The organism is Calothrix sp. PCC 6303, from assembly GCF_000317435.1.
GTDB lineage: Bacteria > Cyanobacteriota > Cyanobacteriia > Cyanobacteriales > Nostocaceae > PCC-6303.
Genome location: NC_019751.1, coordinates 4,414,242 through 4,431,870, shown reverse-complemented (window position 1 = coordinate 4,431,870; position 17,629 = coordinate 4,414,242). Strand labels below are relative to the sequence as shown.

The following is a 17,629-nucleotide window of genomic DNA, read 5'->3' as shown; positions in this document are numbered from 1 at the left end:
TATAATCTTGTAAGTTGCAGAATATTAAGTTTGATTAAGAATTTAAAATAATTTTGAGAAAAAAATAAGACAGGTGAGTTACCTGTCTATTGCCTACGGTAAATGGGGATAGATAAACCTATCTAAAACCCACGGCTGCTTGCCATACAAAGGCTAGCAGCAGAAAGAATACGGGAATTACGGGAAGAACGTCTACCAAAGGATTAAAGATTTGGTAAGCTTCTGGCAATTTTGCTAACAGTAGTGCTGCTTCCATGTTTGTTTAAATCTACCTATCCAACACAGCTTTAATATTTGAAATGTATTTTAACATGCATTCAGTTTCGAGTTGAAAGTTATAAGGGAACAATTATGATTCGGGATGAGATTCTGGTTGTAACCAATGGGCAAATTCGGTGGTGAAGGTGTCGTTGAGGATGGATTGGCGAATTTTTTGGGTGAAGCGAATGAGTTCTGTGATGTTGTGGATGCTCAGTAGGGTGTACGCGAGGAGTTCTTGCGATCGCACTAGGTGTGAAATGTATGCTCTACTGAAGTTTTGGCAGGTGTAACAAGGACAGGTTTCATCTAGGGGACGGAAATCTTCGCGGAATTTGGCATTTTTGAGGTTCCAACGTTCACCTTGTACCATTGCTGTGGCATGTCTTGCCCAACGGGTGGGAATTACGCAATCAAACAAGTCTATCCCGGATGCGATCGCTTGAGCCATTTCTCGGTATGTTCCCACTCCCATGAGGTAGCGGGGTTTGTTGACAGGCAACATGGGTGTAGTGGCTTGAACTATTTTGGCTATGAGTTCAGGGGGTTCACCAACGCTGACTCCACCAATGGCGTAACCTGGTAAATCGAAACCGACTAAATTAGTGGCTGCTTGGGCGCGTAAATCTAAATATACACCGCCTTGAACGATGCCAAATAGGGCTTGATCATCCCGTTCATGGGCTTGGATACAGCGTTCTAACCAGCGATATGTTCGCCCTGTGGCGGCTTCTACTTCCTCACGGGTGGCTGGGTAGGGTGGACATTCATCAAATGCCATAATCACGTCTGCACCCAGGGTATTTTGAATTTGGATGGAACGTTCTGGGGTCAAATTAATAATTTTGCCATCGCGGGGTGAGCGGAAAGTTACACCTTCTTCGGTAATTTTTCGCATCTCACTCAAGCTAAATACTTGGAATCCTCCGGAATCGGTGAGAATCGGACCATCCCAAGCCATAAATTTGTGTAAACCTCCACCACCTGCAACAATGTCTTCACCAGGTTGGAGATGGAGGTGGTAGGTGTTGGATAAGATCATTTGCGCTCCAGTCTCTTTTAGTTGAGATGGAGTCATAGTTTTGACGTTGGCTAATGTGCCAACTGGCATAAATCGAGGAGTTTCAACAATACCATGGGGGGTGTTGAAGACTCCGGCTCTCGCTTTGCTTTGGCTGGATGTAGCAAGAACCTGGTAGGAAAATTGGGCACTCAATTTGAAAATAACCTATTAAATCAGTGAGCAGTTAACAGTAAACAGTTATCAGGGCAACTTTAAATCAGATGATAACTGATTCAAGGAAGAGGCAGTCACGATGAATTTTTTTTCACCGTCAAGTGCCAGCTGCGTAATTCCTACTGATAACTATTCACTGAATAACTGATTTAAAACATTTCTGAGGAGTCATCATCAATTTCGGCATCCCAACGAGCGGAGAGAACTTGATCCATCATCGCTTCCATAGCACTTACATTCATACTGCGATCGCGTCTTTCCTGGAGAGGGGTAGAAAGGGGAATTAACCGCAGACACCATCCTTCTTGGGTTAAATCAAAATAGGTTTCGTTCTCTGGAGATTGATTCAGTGCTAAGTAGTCGAAGCTAGTAACATTCAAGTAAAGGGCTTGATTTGCTACTAAGGTAGATCTGCGATGGCTGGAAAATACCTCCATCACATCACCTTCACCTTCACTGTATACCTCGCCATCAAGGCTGTAAACATAGCGAACACGACCCAAATCACTTAGCAATCGTCGTATATCCAATTTATTTACAACAATACCTGTGTTGATGATACATGGAGCGGGTATATTAATATCTGGTAGATGGTGGCTCATAAGTTAGATTGCAAATCAATTAAGGATGGATTACAACACAGCGATTGGATGGTTTGCTTGATGGCTTTGTTGGTACCTTGCAATTAATTATCAACTTTTTGGGGCAACGCTTTCAATCTAGATGCTAAAATATTTTCTATTTCAAAAGTGTGCTACAAACTGTTGATGAGTGAATTATAAATTCACGGCAAAAGTATGTTTTTATACTAAATATTTGCTTTTTGTGCTGCAATAAGCATAACAAAGTTTTTGTGTGAATCTCTAGTATTAATTAATCTTTTTGAAAGCTTTAATTTAGTGTGGGTATTTCAACTGAGTATTTTTTATTAGAAGTTATTTATTTGAGGGTATGTGACTATTATGGCAAGTATTCGGCAATGGTGCAAAGAACTATTGTTAAGCTTCATAGCCAGTATCCTTTTCTATACTTCTATACCTTTGCCTTGGGTGGAGGGCTTGGATTTCCGTCGAATAGCTAGGTTTGTCGTGGTTGTGGGGCTAATTATCGGTGGAATTTTGGCACTGTTAGATCTGGGAATATCTTGGCTAGGAGTCCCAGTGTTTACACGTACTGTAATAATAATATGTTTTTGGGTTGCCTTAACTGGGGGTTTACACTTAGATGGGGCGATGGATACTGCTGATGGTTTAGCTGTAGTGAACCCAGAGCGACGCTTAGAGGTGATGATGGATAGTGCAACGGGTGCATTCGGAGCAATGACTGCTGTTGCCTTACTTTTAATTAAAACAGCTGCACTCAGCGATATGACAGAATCATTACGGTGGTTGGGAATTATGTCAGCTTGTGGTTGGGGACGTTGGGGTCAAATGCTGGCGATTTTTCGTTATCCCTACCTCAAGGCTACCGGAAAAGGGGCAATTCACAAAGAAGCGATCGCATCATGGTGGAATCTATTGCCAAGCTTCATATTACTGCTGGGGATGAGTGGATTGTATGTATTTTTCCACCCTCAAAAAATTATTGTGGGTGTAGTTGTGGTTTTCAGTGGTAGCGCGATCGCGTTTCTAGTTGGTTCCTGGTTTAATCATAAATTAGGTGGACACACAGGTGATACTTATGGCGCTGTTGTGGAATGGACAGAAGCTTTGTTGTTGTGTGTCATGACAACATTTTAATGCAGGTAAAGCAGTTAAAAAATAAGTAATAGGAATCCGGTTTGAATTTTGTTGGCGTAGCCTGTGCTTTGCACTTACAAAATTAGGTATTGTAGGGTTCGTTAGAACGGAGTTCGTAACGCACCAAATCCTTATAAATGGTGCGTTACGCTGTCGCTTTTCTTGGATGCCGCAAGGCTATACACACCCTACGTATCTTTTCAAAAATCAAATAGTAATCCTAAATAAGTAATGAGTATGTTTTATAATGGGGATTTAAACCCGACAGAAAACAGCGCAAACTTAACAGGGGCTGTGCCTACGTTAAAGTTTGTCACAAAGCTGCCGTCGTTGGGCAGGGGAATTAAACCCTGAATATTTGCTAGAAATTGACTTTCTAGCAGCAATATTGTGGTGAGGTAGATGTGATGAATTTATGACATTCCTCGATTCTGACTCCTAACTCAATAGTAACTCAAAAATGATGATAGTTGCTGTATCAAGAGACTTAGCAATCTATTTACATTGACATTATCTGTTTTTCTATAGTTGTTAGTTAGCTCTGAACGATGAAACCATTGCTAAACATGGGTTATGGCTTGATGTGATATTTCCAAATAATGAATTAAATCCAGTCAATAAATAAGCAACATTCCTACAAACTTCAGTATTTTAGTTGCACATTTCCGGAAAGATATTACTCTGAGTGGAAGATAATAACTATATGAAGAATACATATTTTTCATGAATTGTTCGTTAGGACGACTAAAAAACTGGAACATTATTACTAAAATTATAAAAATCAATATGTTATTAAACTATTATTCACATATAAATCTCTATGAATTATTTGATCGAAAAGGTAAGTAATCATTTGCTAAAGCAAATATATCGTATTCCTTTAATCGAAAAAAAATCAGAAAAGGCTTATCAAGAAGTATTACAAAAATATATAAACAATACACCTTTACTTTCTCTAGAAGATACAAATTTAATTACAACAATTAAACGTGAGGGTCTTGCAATCACTTCCCTAGAAGCATTAGGGATTGATTCCACAGCAGAAATGCTGAAAACAGCCGATAATTTAAGTTCTCTGCTCAAAAATTGTTCAGATTACGAAAAAAATGAATATACGCTCCATGCAACTATCAGTCAGATGATGCAACAACCTGAAATATTGCTTTGGGGATTAGAAGAGCATATTCTCAGAATAGCAGAGAGCTATTTTGGTCTGCCTGTTGCTTACCAAGGAGCCTATATACGTCGGGATCTTGTGAATAAAATTGAAAATAAATCAAGACTGTGGCATATAGATACTGAAGATAGACAAGTTTTTAAAGTTATTATCTATTTACATGAAATGGATAATGATAGTGGACCATTTCAATATATTCCTAAGGATATAACTTCCCAATTAGCTCAGGAATTAAATTATAAATCTGGTTATATTCAAGAGCAAAGGATGCAGGAGGCTATTCCCTCTACAAATTATCAATCTTGTCTAGGGAGTCCAGGGACAGTAATTTTTGCGGCAACTAGCAGTATTTTTCATCGAGGAAAAATACCAATTTCTTCAGAAAGATTTGCAATATTTTTTGACTACACTTCTCGCTTTCCAAAATACCCTTTCAATTATCAATCTTTATTCTCTCCAGAGGATTTATTGGTGCTATCTGAAAACTTATCCGAATATCAAAAACAGTCCCTAATGTGGCGTGAACATACCTGGCATTAGGGATATATTATTCCCTTGGAATATAAATAAAGAGAGACGCGACATGTCTCGTCTCTACAGGATTTCACGTTTAGCAAACGATTCACTATTTTACTGGTTGTAATCTTGTCACCTTGAGCTTAAAGCCACCAATTCCAGTTTCCCCAAAGGAACGTACTCTGACAACGTATGTTCCTTGTTCGTTAATCCGGGTAAACAGTAGTGAATTGCTGCTACCATCAGGACCATCATCATTTTCAGCGACTGTAGCACCATCAGGTCCTAGTAAAGTAATAATGCTATCAAAACTATCTGAGGAGAGGTCAATGGCAAGGTTATCACCTTTACTCAGTTTAACCAAATAGTCTCTGGCAAATCCACCTTGACCTGTGGGAATATCTTTATCAGACAGAGAATCAGTTACTTCGTATGTATTAGGCATCGGAATCGGATTATACAGCTTGTTCACCTGAGCTAAAGTTGCTGTAGCGTTGATACCTACTGCAACGAAAGCGACAGGGATAATTGTCACGATTTTCAAACCAGCCGCAAGTGCTTTAGTGAACATTCCAGAGACTCTTCCCACGAAAATTTGCGTAATTTGGTCAATTATAGTTTTTCCCTGTCAAGGTTGCCCATGTACTTTATATATTTTTGATATTTTAGGCTACTGAGTGCCAACAAGAGGCAGGGGGAAAAGGAGCAGGGGGAAATGACCCCTGACTCCTGCGGTGGAGCGGAGCATGAGTCTGATTCCCCTTGCTCCCTGACCCTTTTCCTAATTTTTCAATTAGTACGAACTACTGCTACAGCAGCTAAACCTAATACTTGAATTTGATTTTCCTGAAGTATGATTGAGGTGGATTTGGCTGTTGCTCCTGTTGTATAGATGTCATCTATTAAAAGTACGGGAAGCTGGGGAAGTTTGCGAAAATCTCGTCCTAATTGGAAAGCAGCTTGGAGGTTTTTTTCCCGCTGTGTAGCTGAGAGGGAAAATTGGGCTTCTGTTTCTCGAATTCGCTGTAAACCATTGGGTTGGAATTTTAAACCTGTAGTTTCACAAAAGCTTTTAGCAATCAATGCAGCTTGATTAAAGCCCCGTTGTTTGAGTTTATTTGGGTGGAGGGGAATGGGGACAACGACAGGTTTGGGATGGGGTGGTGAATTTTGTAACCATGCTTCACCCAACCACCTTCCCAGGGGAATAGCAATCTCAGGATTATTATCATATTTTAAAGACGCGATCGCACTCTTTAAAGAACCGCTATATTCTCCCCAACCAAAAATCGGTAGGGGTGGTTTCCAGAGATATTTGGGTTGATGTAGTTGACATTTTTGTAGTTGTTTGCTGCAACTAGGGCAAAATTCGCTGGATGTGGGACGTTGACACAGGGGACAGGAGGATTGGAGGAATAATTTGAGGAAATTTTTGAGGATGGGAGAGTTCATGATCTAGCTTTTTAGAGCTTTTTGAGGTAAACGCGATCGCACCTAGCAGTTTCCACCCCTGTAGCGGGGATATAACCATTGCTTTCATAGAGTTTGAGAGCTTCGGTGAGGATGCTGGCAGTTTCGATCCAAATTTCTCGGTAGTTGCAGGAAGTAATTACTTCTTCCAATTGTTGTAACAAATATTTTCCCAATCCCAATCCGCGAACATGCGGTAAAAGGTACATTTTCCGGATTTCTACAGCGTTTTCACCCCGTGAAATTGGATAATATGCTGCTGTACCCACGATTTGGTTTTGCTGTTCCACCACCCAAAATTCACCCCCATTATTGAAGTAGTACTCTTCAACTTGCATCACATCTCTGTCAGCACCATCAGCTTCCCAACCCAAACCATACTCAGCTAACGTCGAACGAATCACCTCTGATGCGGGAATGCGATCTGTTTTTTCCCAAGAACGAATCAAAAAGTCTTTGTAGTAATCTTTATATTGTTTATCCATATAAATCAACTATGAATTCTCGGTTCATGATGCAAAGTTGATAATAACTCACTTTCAACTATTGCTAATTCATCAAGTCGCTGCATCACAACTTCCCGCTCAAAATAAGTATCTGCTAATACCCAATAAACACCAAAATGCCGTGCTTCTGAAGCCATTAAACCTTGGTAAAATTTAGCTAATTCTGGTTCTGGACAATGTTTAGCCAGTAACCCTAAACGCTCATGACTACGAGCTTCAATTAAACCTGTCACTAATAAAGAATCTAAAAATCTATAGGGTTCCTGGTTTCTCACTTGTGCTTTTAAACCTGCACCATAAGGGGGAGGTCCCAAATTAGCGAGGGGAATTTGACGACGTTCTAACCACTGATTTACCAATTCAAAATGTTCTAATTCTTCTTGAGCAATTTTCGTTAGTTCCCGCACCATTTTGGTGTTTGATGGATAGCGAAACATAAAATTTAAAGCAACTCCCGCAGCTTTACGTTCGCAGTGAGAATGATCTAGGAGAATTATATCTAAATTTGATATTGCTTGTTCAATCCAAGCTGAACTTGTTGGCTTTTTGAGAGCATTGATAGTTGCAACATTAGTCGAAATCATAATTAAATATATAATTAGCCTGAGTTACTATATTTCAGTCAATATCAGACAAAATTATAACTAATATTTTTAACTAATATTAAGTCTAATTTTGCAGATACTTAATCGCAGTTTATACCCACAAAGTTTTTTGCATTTCACATACCAGTTTACTTACTTAATTCTGTCCCCTACCGATAATTTCAATGAGTCTGAGGTTTATAGCTTCCAGACTGTTTAATGCTGCATTTGTAGTTCGTTGATTTTCGTTAAAATTAGCTTGCATTGTTTGATGACTATCGCGTAACTCTAAAAGTACATCATCTAAAACTGCACTTCTGGCAAGTACACGGGTAACATCATTGGTGAGTTCTCTTAATTGTTCCTGAGTGTCTCGTATTTGTTCTTGTGTTTGTAACTGACTACGAGCTAATTATGTTACTAAAATACGGATATCGTCGTTACTATTTGAGTTAGTCATTGTATTAAATTTATTTAATTACAAACATTTCACCCATCTGAGCATCAAAATAAGTACAAAGCTTAATTGCAACCTGACAGTCAATTCTATCAAAGCTATTTTTGGCATAACCTCTAATAGCATTTTCTGTAATTCCTACTTCTCTTGATAACTGGGCAATATTCAACCCCTTCATATCCATATATTGCCTAAGTTTACACTGCATAGTTTTTTTATCTATCTCTTCATTTGTCAGCATATCATACTACTTGAATAGTTGAGTATCAGAGCTTGTTATGCCATTATACTGTAATCACCTGGCATTCTGAGACATGAGTAGTAGTCAATAATTACATTTGAAATTCTGTTTAATCTAACGTATAGGGGGTTTACACGGAATTATTCTTTTGAATAACCCTACAGGGGGGTTTATACGCAGTTCTTTCAATGCGAACTAGTGTACTAGCTTTTCTGTCCAAAATACACGTCCAATTAACCCCCTAAAAACAAGGCTTGTGATAAATCTTCGACAAAACGAATAATTTAATCAGCGGTATATTGATCGTTTTTGATCTGCGGAGATCGTAAATTTGTATCGATAACTAAAAAACTTAATTTTACGGTAAGGCAAGAATGAGGATTTCAGTCGGAAAAATGGTAGTACGTATGAACGCGTTGAAAGGACTGGGGTTTATACGGAATGTTCTTTATAATCCACCTAAAAAGGGTATTTATAAGGAAAGTTTCGGTATAATACTCTGATTTGGGGAATTAAACAGAATAGTTCGGTATAAATACCTTGTGGGAGAGGATTACATGGAAACATTCGGTATAATAAATAGTTATGTGTCAAGATTTAGGTACAGGATCAATTGTATCCAAAAGGAAATATGAGGGATTATAATCTTGGCTTTATAAGTAATGAAAACATCTATAATCACGTTCAAGAAACTATAAAAAAATACAGATTTAGCATTGACTTAATTGAATTCAATAAAAATTTAATCGATCCAATAAAGTTAACATTCGATGCAAAAGTTTATCGCAAGAGCATCGAATTTGTAATAGAGAGTGAAGTTCTAAGGCAAATAGATAAATCCAACACAAATCACATCGGCTATTTTCACCAAAATATATTTCGATACCTGAGTAATGGATGGACAGTGCCAGTACAAGGATATGACATAGTCAATACCGTTCTTATGTATTACGTTGAGATGAAAAATAAACATAACACCATGAATTCATCGTCTGCTCAAAAGACTTACATGAGAATGCAAAATACCTTGCTATCAAATCCACAGGCAACATGTATGCTGGTAGAAGTAATTGCGAAAAGAAGTCAAAATATCGTCTGGAGGGTGAGCTTAGACGGTCAAGCAGTATCAAATGAAAGAATACGCCGCGTTTCGATTGATAAGTTTTATGAATTAGTCACTGGTAGTAGGGTCGCATTCAAGAAATTATGTGAAAAATTGCCTTTAATAATCCAAGATATTGTAGACAGTAGTGATGTTGAAGCAGAGTCAAACTCTGTATTTAGAGAACTAAAGGATATTGATCCTAATTTATTGAAAAGTATTTACCTGCTTTCTTTCAAGAAATATGAAGGATTTGATGATTTCAATGTTTGACGCAATAACAATTCCGACAGAATTACTCGCAGATATAGTTTCTGTCTCAAAATCTACATTATTGAAGTGGGAAAAAAGTGGGAAGCTAATTCCCATTCAAAATCCAATTACAAATAAAAAAGAATATAAAATTTCTCAACTAATTCAGTTTGAAGAAGTGAGAGATATGATTAAGAACGATTGGAATCAAGAATTAAATATAAAAGCTGTAAGAGAATTTTCATCCGTCGAACTTTTTGCAGGTGCAGGTGGGCTTGCTCTAGGTCTGGAAAAAGCTGGATTTAGTGCAGTTGCGCTGAGTGAACTTGATAAAGATGCCTGTAAGACTTTGCGAACTAATCGACCTGAATGGAATGTCATTCAAGGTGATATTAAAAATGTGGACTTTACTGACTTTACTGATATCGACCTTATTTCTGGTGGATTTCCTTGTCAGGCATTTTCTTATGCAGGCGAGAAATTAGGATTTGAAGATACTAGAGGTACATTATTTTTTGAATTTTCTAGAGCAATAAAAGCAGTTAGACCAAAAGTCTTTCTAGGTGAAAATGTACGTGGTTTACTAAATCACGATGATGGTAAAACTTTGTCCGTGATAAAGTCTATTATTTCAGATTTGGGATATACGCTTATTGAACCACAAGTTTTAAAAGCATTGTTTTACTGTGTCCCTCAAAAAAGAGAACGTTTGTTCTTTGTTGGTATTAGAAACGATTTGGTTAAGTTTGCAACATTTAAATGGCCATCAAAATATCACAGAATACTAACTTTAAAAGATGCTTTGAAATCTGGTGAATTATACGATACTGATGTGCCACAATCAGAGGGACAGACTTACCCAAAAAGAAAAAAGGAAATATTATCTTTTGTTCCTCCGGGTGGTTACTGGAGAAATTTACCTGACGATCTTCAAAGAGAATACATGCAAGGTAGTTATTTCTTGGGTGGTGGTAAAACTGGCATGGCACGTCGGCTTTCATGGGATGAGCCAAGTTTAACTCTCACCTGTTCTCCTGCTCAGAAACAAACAGAAAGATGCCATCCAGAAGAGACAAGACCCTTAACAATTAGAGAATATGCTAGGGTACAGACATTTCCAGACGAATGGCTGTTTTCAGGTTCTGTGAGTAGTCAATACAAGCAAATTGGTAATGCTGTCCCTGTAAATTTGGCTTTCGCAGTTGGTAGGAGTATGGTTGCTTTATTAAATAGTATTGATGCAGAAGTTGATCTAAGCGTTGATTCTTTAGCACCTGATGAGCTAGTTCAGCCAAAACAATTGACTTTACTAAACACATAACAAGTAGTTGGAGCGGCGATTTGAAGGTTTTTCGCTTCGTTTCGGTCGTATTTGTCGCCGCTCAACTTGATCGTTACCTAGCTTTTGTGAAAGGTTGTAGCAGAAAATTGAATGGTATCTGTTGTTCAACGATTGATGATTAATTCTTGAATTTTTGTGAAAGTAGGGCAATTTATTTTTTGCTGTTATCCTACTAACTTTTAGCAAAAATTGTATTTAATTGCTGACAAGCTTGTTCAATAGAATTTATACTACCTGCATTAATCAACCCATAATAATCAAAAACATACACTTTGTCATTTTTGATTGCTTGAAGCTGATTCCAAAATGGTTCTTTTTTAAATTCATCTAATATTGATGTTCCTGAACCACCTTGAGGTGGATTAACGACAATTAATATTTCGGGATTAGCTTCTAAAATCTTTTCCGCAGAAAGGGTAATATAACCCTTAATGGGACTCTTACCTTGAATCTCATCGGTGATATTTTTAACTGAAAACTTACTCAATAAATTACCTGCCCAACTGGAAGCATTTGGTGATAATATTGGTTGCCGACTAACTAAAACTAAAGTCGAAATATTCGGATTAGTTTGAGAATTAATCAAAGATTGATAGCGATTAATTAAGGGTGTGGGGTCAGCTTTAATTGTTTGAGCTATATTTTTAGTTAATGCACCCAGAGATTCCCAACGATCAACTTTAGTTAAGAATATGGGAATGCCTAATTCTTTAATTTTATCTGTAGTCTGATTAGAAAAACCCTCTGCACCAATAACCAAATCTGGTTTCAAAGCAACAATTTTTTCTAAATTGGGTGGAACTTGTCCTTCACTCACACGAGGGATGTCTTTAAATCTAGTATCTTTATTTAATAAGCTGCTACCTGTAATTCCCACTAACTTGGATTTATCGAGTTGATAAATAATATCGGCAGATAAAGAAGTTAGTGCAACAATTCTCTCTGCTGATTTGGTAGGTATAGGATTATTTGTACTATTAATAGTCGAACTTTGATTATCTGGAGTTTTTTCAACCTTAGAACTATTTGGAACTGCACAAGCAACTATTGTGAGACTTAAAAAAATAGTGAGGGTATAAGCTATAATTTTTTTGAACATAGAATTTTACTTACATGGTGAAATTGGACAAATCTGTAACCCAACTGGTGTTTGCATAATTGCCACGTCCACACCCAAAACATCAGCTATATTTGTCGGTGTTATGACATTTTCTGGTGTTCCTAAAGCAAAAATTATTCCTTGGGATAACAGGGCAATTCTTGAACTATACCGTGCTGCTAAATTCACGTCGTGTAAAACTGTGATGATGCTTAAGTTTTCCTCTTGATTTAATTTTCGCAGTAGTTCTAATAGTTCCAATTGATAACGAATATCTAAATAAGTAGTTGGTTCATCTAATAGTAAAATCTGTGGATTTTGTGCCAAAGCTAATGCTAAAAATGCCCTTTGTCGCTCTCCTCCTGATAGATTTTCCACGGGACGATTGCTAAAATCTTGTATATTGGTAAGTTGTAAAGCTTTATCTACCTGATTTCTATCTTCTGTATTTAATTGCCATTGCCACCAATCTTGATGGGGGGTTCTTCCTAAAGCTACTAATTGCCAAACTGTTAAACCCGATGGAATGGTTTGCTGCTGAGGTAATAATGCTAATTTTTGAGCAACTAATGATGCAGATTGATTGTGAATTTCTTTGCCATCTAAAAGTACCACACCTGCTTGTGGTAGTAGTAGACGACTCATAAGTTTTAATAGGGTAGATTTACCAGAACCATTCGCACCTACAAAACTCAACCATTCTCCCTTTTGCAGAGTAATATTAATTTCTTTGACAACTTGCTTCCCTAAATAACCACCAGCAAGATTATTAGTCTCAATTGGCATAATTGTTTTTAAAAACCTTTTTTATATTCTCAAATATCATCTATATTTTCTAAGTCATCGATTGACGTTGGTACAATAACCAAATAAATAGGGGGGAACCAAATAACGCAGTCACCGCACCAACTGGCAATTCTACTGCACCCAAACGTGACAGAAAATCAGCAAATGTCAGCACTAAAGCACCACCAACTGCACTTAAGGGTAACAATGCACGGTAATCTGTTCCTACCAACAAGCGGATACCATGGGGAACTATCAAACCGACAAAGCCAATCAAACCCGCTATACTTACCGCACTAGCTGATAATAACGCTGCAACTCCACCGATCATCATACGCGATCGCGTTATGTCTACACCCAGCCCCACTGCTAAATCATCACCCAAACTTAGCAAGTTAAGATTACGAGCAAGTAAACAACCCAGTAACAATGCAATGCCAATATACCATCCTGTGGCGTTCACTTCCACCCATCCCCTACCATTCAAACTACCTATCAACCAAGATAGTGCAGTTTGGATTCTGCCATCTTCAGTTAGTAATAATAATACCGATTGAATTGACCCAAATAAGGAACTTACTGCCACCCCACCCAAAATTAATCTTTCTACGGAAATCCCATCTGCTCGTTTTGCCAAGAGGTAAACGAATATTGTTGTTAATAAACTACCTATCCAAGCAAACAAAGGAACCCAACTCAGGAGTAATCCTAAGCTGATTACGGTAATGGCAACTAATCCTGCACCCGCAGAAATATTTAGCAGAAAGGGATCAGCTAGTCCGTTTCGTAACATTCCTTGGAGCATTGATCCTGCCATTCCTAAGGATGAACCAACCAAGATAGCAGCAATAATTCGTGGTAAGCGTAAATCCCAAACGATTGTTTGATATAGGGAGTCTCCCTGATGAGTCAGTGCTTGCCACAGTTGGTTTGCTGTCATTGGTACTGCCCCAGATACTAAGGAAAGACAGGTAACTAGAAGTAATGCCAAGCAAAGAACTATAGTTGCTGCCAATACTCGATATTTTTGGGCTGAATTAGGTGTTTCTGGGAATTTTTTTTTAAGCTTGGGGAATAAGGGCAACTTCAAACCTGCCATTCGATTGAGGTAAAATAATTGAATAATTAATGATATTTAATATCAATTATTTTTCTATTCTATCTGCTGGTAGCACTCGTGTAGTAGTTTTTCACTCTCCCCCATTAAAAAGCGATTAAGAAGCAATCGGAATAGGAGGATGTTTTATACCTCTACGAGCCTGGGTAAGAATCATCGCAATATAAGCCCAAGGGTCAACTTTCCTTAGACGACAAGTTTCAATAACACTCAAAATAGAGCAGTAAGCCAAACTACCCTCTGCTGTTCGAGTTCCATAGCTAATACGTCGGGCAATTACAGCATGTCGTAAAGCCCGTTCTGCCTCATTATTAGTAGGCGGTAATTGCGGATTATAAAAACAAGCAACTACAGCATCCCAATCATTCAAAATCTCATTTGCGAGAGCTTTTAACTTGGTATGCTCGCCAACCGTAGCCAATCGGCAGACTCGATAAAGGCGAGCGGGGTTTGAGTCAGTTTCATCCTTATCCCCGTCGCCAGTGGCAAGCTCATGTATCAGTTCCCTTAGTTCTTCTAATAGCCACTGTCCCAAATCTGCGACTTCTTTATCTACTGCCTCTGTTAAAGCGATCGCTTTGCGGATGAGATGAGCTAAACAATGCTGACGTTTAGGGTAATTAATATAAGCACCATAGCCATCAGTTACTAACCATCCTACAAATGCCTGACTTATCAACCGCAGTAATTCTTCTTTACGACGACTACCAATGTGGTAAACGGCAATTGTGCTTGTAATGGCTACCCATAACCACCGATATTGACCTTTCTCGTACCAAGGAGTTTCGTCAAGGTGGATTATTTCCGCCGATTGCAATTCTTCAATTAATTCCTCAACTACTGGGGAACAAGCTATCCCGACTTCTCTAATACAACGGTCGATTGTACCAACACAAAGGGATACTCCCACCCAATCATTCAACAACTCTCTAATTTTGGGTCGAGACATTCGATATCGTACCGCCAGAGAAGCAATAAATGTTGCTAACATTGGACCGACAAGTCCATATTCCTGCAAGCATAAATCTTTACTTCTTCCTTCTACTACCGAAACGTACCCAAATAAAGGCTTTTCTTTTGTGTGGTGTCCACAAGCGCAAGTTGCCTGATAGTAGTGATGAAGCCTACACTTTACCTCGATTCCAGAATCTAAGTTCTCTAGCTCTAATACGTAATAACCCATGTGGGGTTTAGCATCCGAGTCGATTTCTAACGGACTGTTACATGATGCACAAGTTTCTGGATGATGGGAAACTATTTCACTGGCAACTAAGGGTGTTGTCCGCCATATTCCTTTAGCTCCCTTTTGCTTTCCCGGCAATTTTTTCCCAAATCCCTTACTTTTTAGCTTCTCACTTATTGGTGAAACTTGCTTCTCTTCCTGCTTTGATTTTGTTTCAGATTCTGAGTGCTCTGTTTGTTGTTCTGACTGTACCGCTAATTTTTCTTTGCTTTTGAATTGGTCTGATGATGGCGGTAAGGAACTATTGCTTGAATTTTGTTCTAATTTTTCTAGTTGCTCGACCGCTAGTTTATGAAGATTTCCCGCAACTTCCACCAACTTCTGTTTGTCCAGAGATTGGAAGTAGTCCCGGTTCATTTGCGTAAGGTCTTCTTTACTCAGTCGCTTCATTCGCCCTTGGCGTAAATTGAACAATATTTTTTACATTACCATATCGTAGTCACCCCAAATTTTACCTACACAGCAAACTCTTGTTTTACGGGGAGAGTGAAAAACTACCTCGTGTAGTTATAGATTGCCGATTTCTTTGATCTGAAGGCGCTGAAACACCTACCGTAAAAGCAGTCTATTAAAGGCTTACTTCTTTAGCAGTTAAACTTTATCAAAAGCGGGTAACGCGATTCGAACGCGCGACATCAACCTTGGCAAGGTTGCGCTCTACCACTGAGCTATACCCGCATAACCATCAACAATAATTATGTTCTCATGTAATTTTAATTTTGTCAAGCAGCATTTCCAAATAACTTCTCTCCTCATCAAATAATACTTATGAGGCAAGTTGTGGATGCCTCATAAGTAATCTGTACAACTAATCCAAAACTAAGTTCGAGGATGGTAAATCACCGATGCTGGCACTTTTCATGGTTGAAGGCAAAGATTGAGAATTGTGGGTTTGGGGGGGATTAGAGCGGATCTGCCGCATCAAGCTACCCATTTCTAAAGCGCTCATTGCGTATTCCCAACCCAGGTTACTCTTAATCCCAGCCCTTTCTAAAGCTTGCTGCATGGTGTCTGTTGTCAAAACACCAAAAATCACGGGTACACCTGTTTGAAAACTAGCTGCTGCGATACCTTTGGCAACTTCGGATGATACCAAATCAAAGTGAGGTGTTTGTCCCCGAATTACAGCACCCAAGCAAATTATCGCATCATAGCGTTGAGAAAGTGCCAATTGACGTGCAACAACAGGAACTTCAAAGCTTCCTGGTACCCAAGCATAATCTACCTGTGAACCTTGGGGATTGACATCAATTCCGTGTCGCTTTAGGCAATCTTGACATGCTTCCAGCAGTTTAGTTGTAACTAAATCGTTGAATCTCCCAATTACCAATGCAAAGCGCAAAGGTTCGGTTTGGGTAAAAGTTCCTTCAAAAACTGCCATGGTTGCCTCTGAATCAAATATCTTGCTATATATATTTCTATAGCTAACGCGGAAACCAGATTTTTTCACCAAAGTTTATGATCTTTCTGAATTCTGGTTTGTTACTTTTCGACAAAGATCAGGTTTTCTGGTGGATATTTCATTTTCAGGCTTTGTCCCTCACATGCGATCGCGTAATGGAATCCGGTAACATGTCCTTCAGGGAGAATAATAATTTTGTCGTTTAAGGATTTCAAGTAGCTGGGGAATCCATCTAAAGAAGCACTACCATCATTTAAGGCTAAGTAAGCCAACAATCTACGGAACAACTTTGGTAAAATCACCACATCATCTGTAATTGTCTCCAAGCTTTCCAAAACAAAACCCTCGTTAGTTTTATCCAAACTCCACACACCCTTACTTGCTTTGCGGGCTTTTTCCACAGCTTTAACCATTTCTTGCCGCAGGTCTGGATACAACTTCGAGTAAAATGTTGGATATGCTAACCCTTTACTCAACATGTGGTAGTTAGCACTTTTTTTCAAAAAAGCTGGATCAAAAAAGACATCAGCACCATCTGCTTGAGTTGCGTCACCTTTAAAAATAAAAGAGACACTTCTACCATAGACATCGGCGAATTTAGCCACAATAAAACCCTGAACTTCTTCAGGTGTACTGTCGGTGACAACCTGCCTTTTGCCACGGGTAATATCTGTAAAACCCAAAAACTTCAAAAGTTCCTCAGAAGCAGCATCCGCAAACTTCAGGGGTTGGTTCTGGGTACCCAAACCACCCTTTGCTTGGAAGTGGGTTTCTAAAGCATCAATTGAATCTAAGCGTAATTGTGCCCCACCAGTAGCATTGGTGCGAATTGAAGGAGATATTTTCTGCCACAACAAGGGATTATTGGGATAAAAACGGATAGAATCTCCATCTGGAGCAGCTTTGATGACTCGGAACTTACCCTGAATAAGAGTCATGGACATAGTAGAATCCTCGGAGTTTGTTAAATCACAAACTCTAGTTTTACCTGATTTTAGCTAGAAATGCTTTGGGAAGACGGTATTTACCCACTTTTTTACGCTGAATATGGTGTATTGGTTACTCTACTAAAGCCTGGAATCCCCCCATCAACTGGGTTTC

General features: G+C 38.7%; 18 protein-coding genes and 1 tRNA gene. 4 read left to right on the top strand and 15 right to left on the bottom strand.

The features are described from left to right. Positions 1–118: 118 nt before the first annotated feature. The 3 genes from CAL6303_RS28850 to CAL6303_RS18140 form a co-directional block, all read right to left on the bottom strand. A complete protein-coding gene (locus tag CAL6303_RS28850; protein WP_015199278.1) occupies positions 119–256 on the bottom strand; it encodes a photosystem II reaction center protein K in 138 nt (45 codons plus the stop codon). 93 nt (positions 257–349) lie between these two features. Beyond that, the gene (gene tgt, locus CAL6303_RS18145) at positions 350–1,474 is read right to left on the bottom strand and encodes a tRNA guanosine(34) transglycosylase Tgt (RefSeq protein WP_015199277.1); all 1,125 of its coding nucleotides are present in this window, start codon (positions 1,472–1,474) and stop codon (positions 350–352) included. A 170-nt stretch (positions 1,475–1,644) separates the two neighbouring features. Then, positions 1,645–2,097, bottom strand: a complete 453-nt coding sequence (locus tag CAL6303_RS18140; RefSeq protein WP_015199276.1) for a hypothetical protein — start codon at positions 2,095–2,097, stop codon at positions 1,645–1,647. A 360-nt stretch (positions 2,098–2,457) separates the two neighbouring features. On the opposite strand from CAL6303_RS18140, the gene cobS reads away from it, so the two are divergent. Then, a complete protein-coding gene (gene cobS, locus CAL6303_RS18135) occupies positions 2,458–3,234 on the top strand; it encodes an adenosylcobinamide-GDP ribazoletransferase (protein WP_015199275.1) in 777 nt (258 codons plus the stop codon). 820 nt (positions 3,235–4,054) lie between these two features. After that, entirely contained in the window at positions 4,055–4,951 is an 897-nt protein-coding gene (locus tag CAL6303_RS18130; protein WP_015199274.1) for a hypothetical protein, read from the top strand. 85 nt (positions 4,952–5,036) lie between these two features. On the opposite strand, the gene CAL6303_RS18125 is transcribed toward CAL6303_RS18130, so the two are convergent. The 5 genes from CAL6303_RS18125 to CAL6303_RS18105 all read right to left on the bottom strand — a co-directional run bounded on the left by CAL6303_RS18125 (position 5,037) and on the right by CAL6303_RS18105 (position 8,185). Next, positions 5,037–5,498: a PPC domain-containing protein gene (locus CAL6303_RS18125; protein ID WP_015199273.1), complete on the bottom strand. Its 462-nt coding sequence runs from the start codon at positions 5,496–5,498 to the stop codon at positions 5,037–5,039. Positions 5,499–5,716: 218 nt separating this feature from the next. Then, positions 5,717–6,379: a ComF family protein gene (locus CAL6303_RS18120; RefSeq protein ID WP_015199272.1), complete on the bottom strand. Its 663-nt coding sequence runs from the start codon at positions 6,377–6,379 to the stop codon at positions 5,717–5,719. Between the two features lie 11 nt (positions 6,380–6,390). Further along, positions 6,391–6,882, bottom strand: coding sequence for a GNAT family N-acetyltransferase (locus CAL6303_RS18115; RefSeq protein ID WP_015199271.1), 492 nt, complete (start codon positions 6,880–6,882; stop codon positions 6,391–6,393). Between the two features lie 5 nt (positions 6,883–6,887). Next, entirely contained in the window at positions 6,888–7,487 is a 600-nt protein-coding gene (locus CAL6303_RS18110) for a tRNA-(ms[2]io[6]A)-hydroxylase (RefSeq protein ID WP_015199270.1), read from the bottom strand. Between the two features lie 470 nt (positions 7,488–7,957). Then, positions 7,958–8,185 (bottom strand): helix-turn-helix domain-containing protein, encoded by a 228-nt coding sequence (locus CAL6303_RS18105; protein ID WP_015199269.1) that lies wholly within the window; start codon positions 8,183–8,185, stop codon positions 7,958–7,960. A 631-nt stretch (positions 8,186–8,816) separates the two neighbouring features. Here CAL6303_RS18105 and CAL6303_RS18100 point away from each other — a divergent pair. Then, positions 8,817–9,560 carry an Eco47II family restriction endonuclease gene (locus tag CAL6303_RS18100; RefSeq protein WP_041739745.1) on the top strand — a complete coding sequence of 248 codons (744 nt, stop codon included), beginning with the start codon at positions 8,817–8,819 and terminating at the stop codon, positions 9,558–9,560. Next, the gene (gene dcm, locus CAL6303_RS18095; protein WP_238993713.1) at positions 9,553–10,860 is read left to right on the top strand and encodes a DNA (cytosine-5-)-methyltransferase; all 1,308 of its coding nucleotides are present in this window, start codon (positions 9,553–9,555) and stop codon (positions 10,858–10,860) included. The genes CAL6303_RS18100 and dcm overlap by 8 nt, the downstream gene beginning before the upstream one ends. Positions 10,861–11,053: 193 nt before the next feature. On the opposite strand, the gene CAL6303_RS18090 is transcribed toward dcm, so the two are convergent. The 7 genes from CAL6303_RS18090 to CAL6303_RS18060 form a co-directional block, all read right to left on the bottom strand. Next, complete coding sequence (locus CAL6303_RS18090) at positions 11,054–11,980, bottom strand: ABC transporter substrate-binding protein (protein WP_015199266.1); 927 nt, start codon at positions 11,978–11,980, stop codon at positions 11,054–11,056. Positions 11,981–11,986: 6 nt separating this feature from the next. Continuing rightward, positions 11,987–12,766, bottom strand: a complete 780-nt coding sequence (locus CAL6303_RS18085) for an ABC transporter ATP-binding protein (protein ID WP_015199265.1) — start codon at positions 12,764–12,766, stop codon at positions 11,987–11,989. Between the two features lie 49 nt (positions 12,767–12,815). After that, the gene (locus CAL6303_RS18080; RefSeq protein WP_015199264.1) at positions 12,816–13,865 is read right to left on the bottom strand and encodes a FecCD family ABC transporter permease; all 1,050 of its coding nucleotides are present in this window, start codon (positions 13,863–13,865) and stop codon (positions 12,816–12,818) included. 115 nt (positions 13,866–13,980) lie between these two features. Continuing rightward, positions 13,981–15,540: an IS66 family transposase gene (gene tnpC / locus CAL6303_RS18075; RefSeq protein WP_238993712.1), complete on the bottom strand. Its 1,560-nt coding sequence runs from the start codon at positions 15,538–15,540 to the stop codon at positions 13,981–13,983. A 192-nt stretch (positions 15,541–15,732) separates the two neighbouring features. Next, positions 15,733–15,804: transfer RNA gene (locus tag CAL6303_RS18070), tRNA-Gly, on the bottom strand. A 130-nt stretch (positions 15,805–15,934) separates the two neighbouring features. Continuing rightward, a complete protein-coding gene (gene ribH / locus CAL6303_RS18065) occupies positions 15,935–16,507 on the bottom strand; it encodes a 6,7-dimethyl-8-ribityllumazine synthase (RefSeq protein ID WP_015199262.1) in 573 nt (190 codons plus the stop codon). Positions 16,508–16,608: 101 nt separating this feature from the next. Continuing rightward, on the bottom strand, positions 16,609–17,472 hold the full coding sequence (locus CAL6303_RS18060; protein WP_015199261.1) for a thermonuclease family protein: 864 nt from the start codon (positions 17,470–17,472) through the stop codon (positions 16,609–16,611). Between the last annotated feature and the right edge of the window lie 157 nt (positions 17,473–17,629).

Bases quoted from the DNA above. Each gene is read 5' to 3' on its own strand.
- CAL6303_RS28850 (WP_015199278.1), bottom strand. From the start codon at position 256: ATGGAAGCAGCACTACTGTTAGCAAAATTGCCAGAAGCTTACCAAATC.
- CAL6303_RS18080 (WP_015199264.1), bottom strand. From the start codon at position 13,865: ATGGCAGGTTTGAAGTTGCCCTTATTCCCCAAGCTTAAAAAAAAATTC.
- ribH (WP_015199262.1), bottom strand. From the start codon at position 16,507: ATGGCAGTTTTTGAAGGAACTTTTACCCAAACCGAACCTTTGCGCTTT.
- CAL6303_RS18100 (WP_041739745.1), top strand. From the start codon at position 8,817: ATGAGGGATTATAATCTTGGCTTTATAAGTAATGAAAACATCTATAAT.
- CAL6303_RS18060 (WP_015199261.1), bottom strand. From the start codon at position 17,472: ATGTCCATGACTCTTATTCAGGGTAAGTTCCGAGTCATCAAAGCTGCT.
- CAL6303_RS18140 (WP_015199276.1), bottom strand. From the start codon at position 2,097: ATGAGCCACCATCTACCAGATATTAATATACCCGCTCCATGTATCATC.
- CAL6303_RS18130 (WP_015199274.1), top strand. From the start codon at position 4,055: ATGAATTATTTGATCGAAAAGGTAAGTAATCATTTGCTAAAGCAAATA.
- CAL6303_RS18120 (WP_015199272.1), bottom strand. From the start codon at position 6,379: ATGAACTCTCCCATCCTCAAAAATTTCCTCAAATTATTCCTCCAATCC.
- CAL6303_RS18085 (WP_015199265.1), bottom strand. From the start codon at position 12,766: ATGCCAATTGAGACTAATAATCTTGCTGGTGGTTATTTAGGGAAGCAA.
- CAL6303_RS18115 (WP_015199271.1), bottom strand. From the start codon at position 6,882: ATGGATAAACAATATAAAGATTACTACAAAGACTTTTTGATTCGTTCT.
- CAL6303_RS18105 (WP_015199269.1), bottom strand. From the start codon at position 8,185: ATGCTGACAAATGAAGAGATAGATAAAAAAACTATGCAGTGTAAACTT.
- CAL6303_RS18090 (WP_015199266.1), bottom strand. From the start codon at position 11,980: ATGTTCAAAAAAATTATAGCTTATACCCTCACTATTTTTTTAAGTCTC.
- CAL6303_RS18125 (WP_015199273.1), bottom strand. From the start codon at position 5,498: ATGTTCACTAAAGCACTTGCGGCTGGTTTGAAAATCGTGACAATTATC.
- cobS (WP_015199275.1), top strand. From the start codon at position 2,458: ATGGCAAGTATTCGGCAATGGTGCAAAGAACTATTGTTAAGCTTCATA.
- CAL6303_RS18110 (WP_015199270.1), bottom strand. From the start codon at position 7,487: ATGATTTCGACTAATGTTGCAACTATCAATGCTCTCAAAAAGCCAACA.
- dcm (WP_238993713.1), top strand. From the start codon at position 9,553: ATGTTTGACGCAATAACAATTCCGACAGAATTACTCGCAGATATAGTT.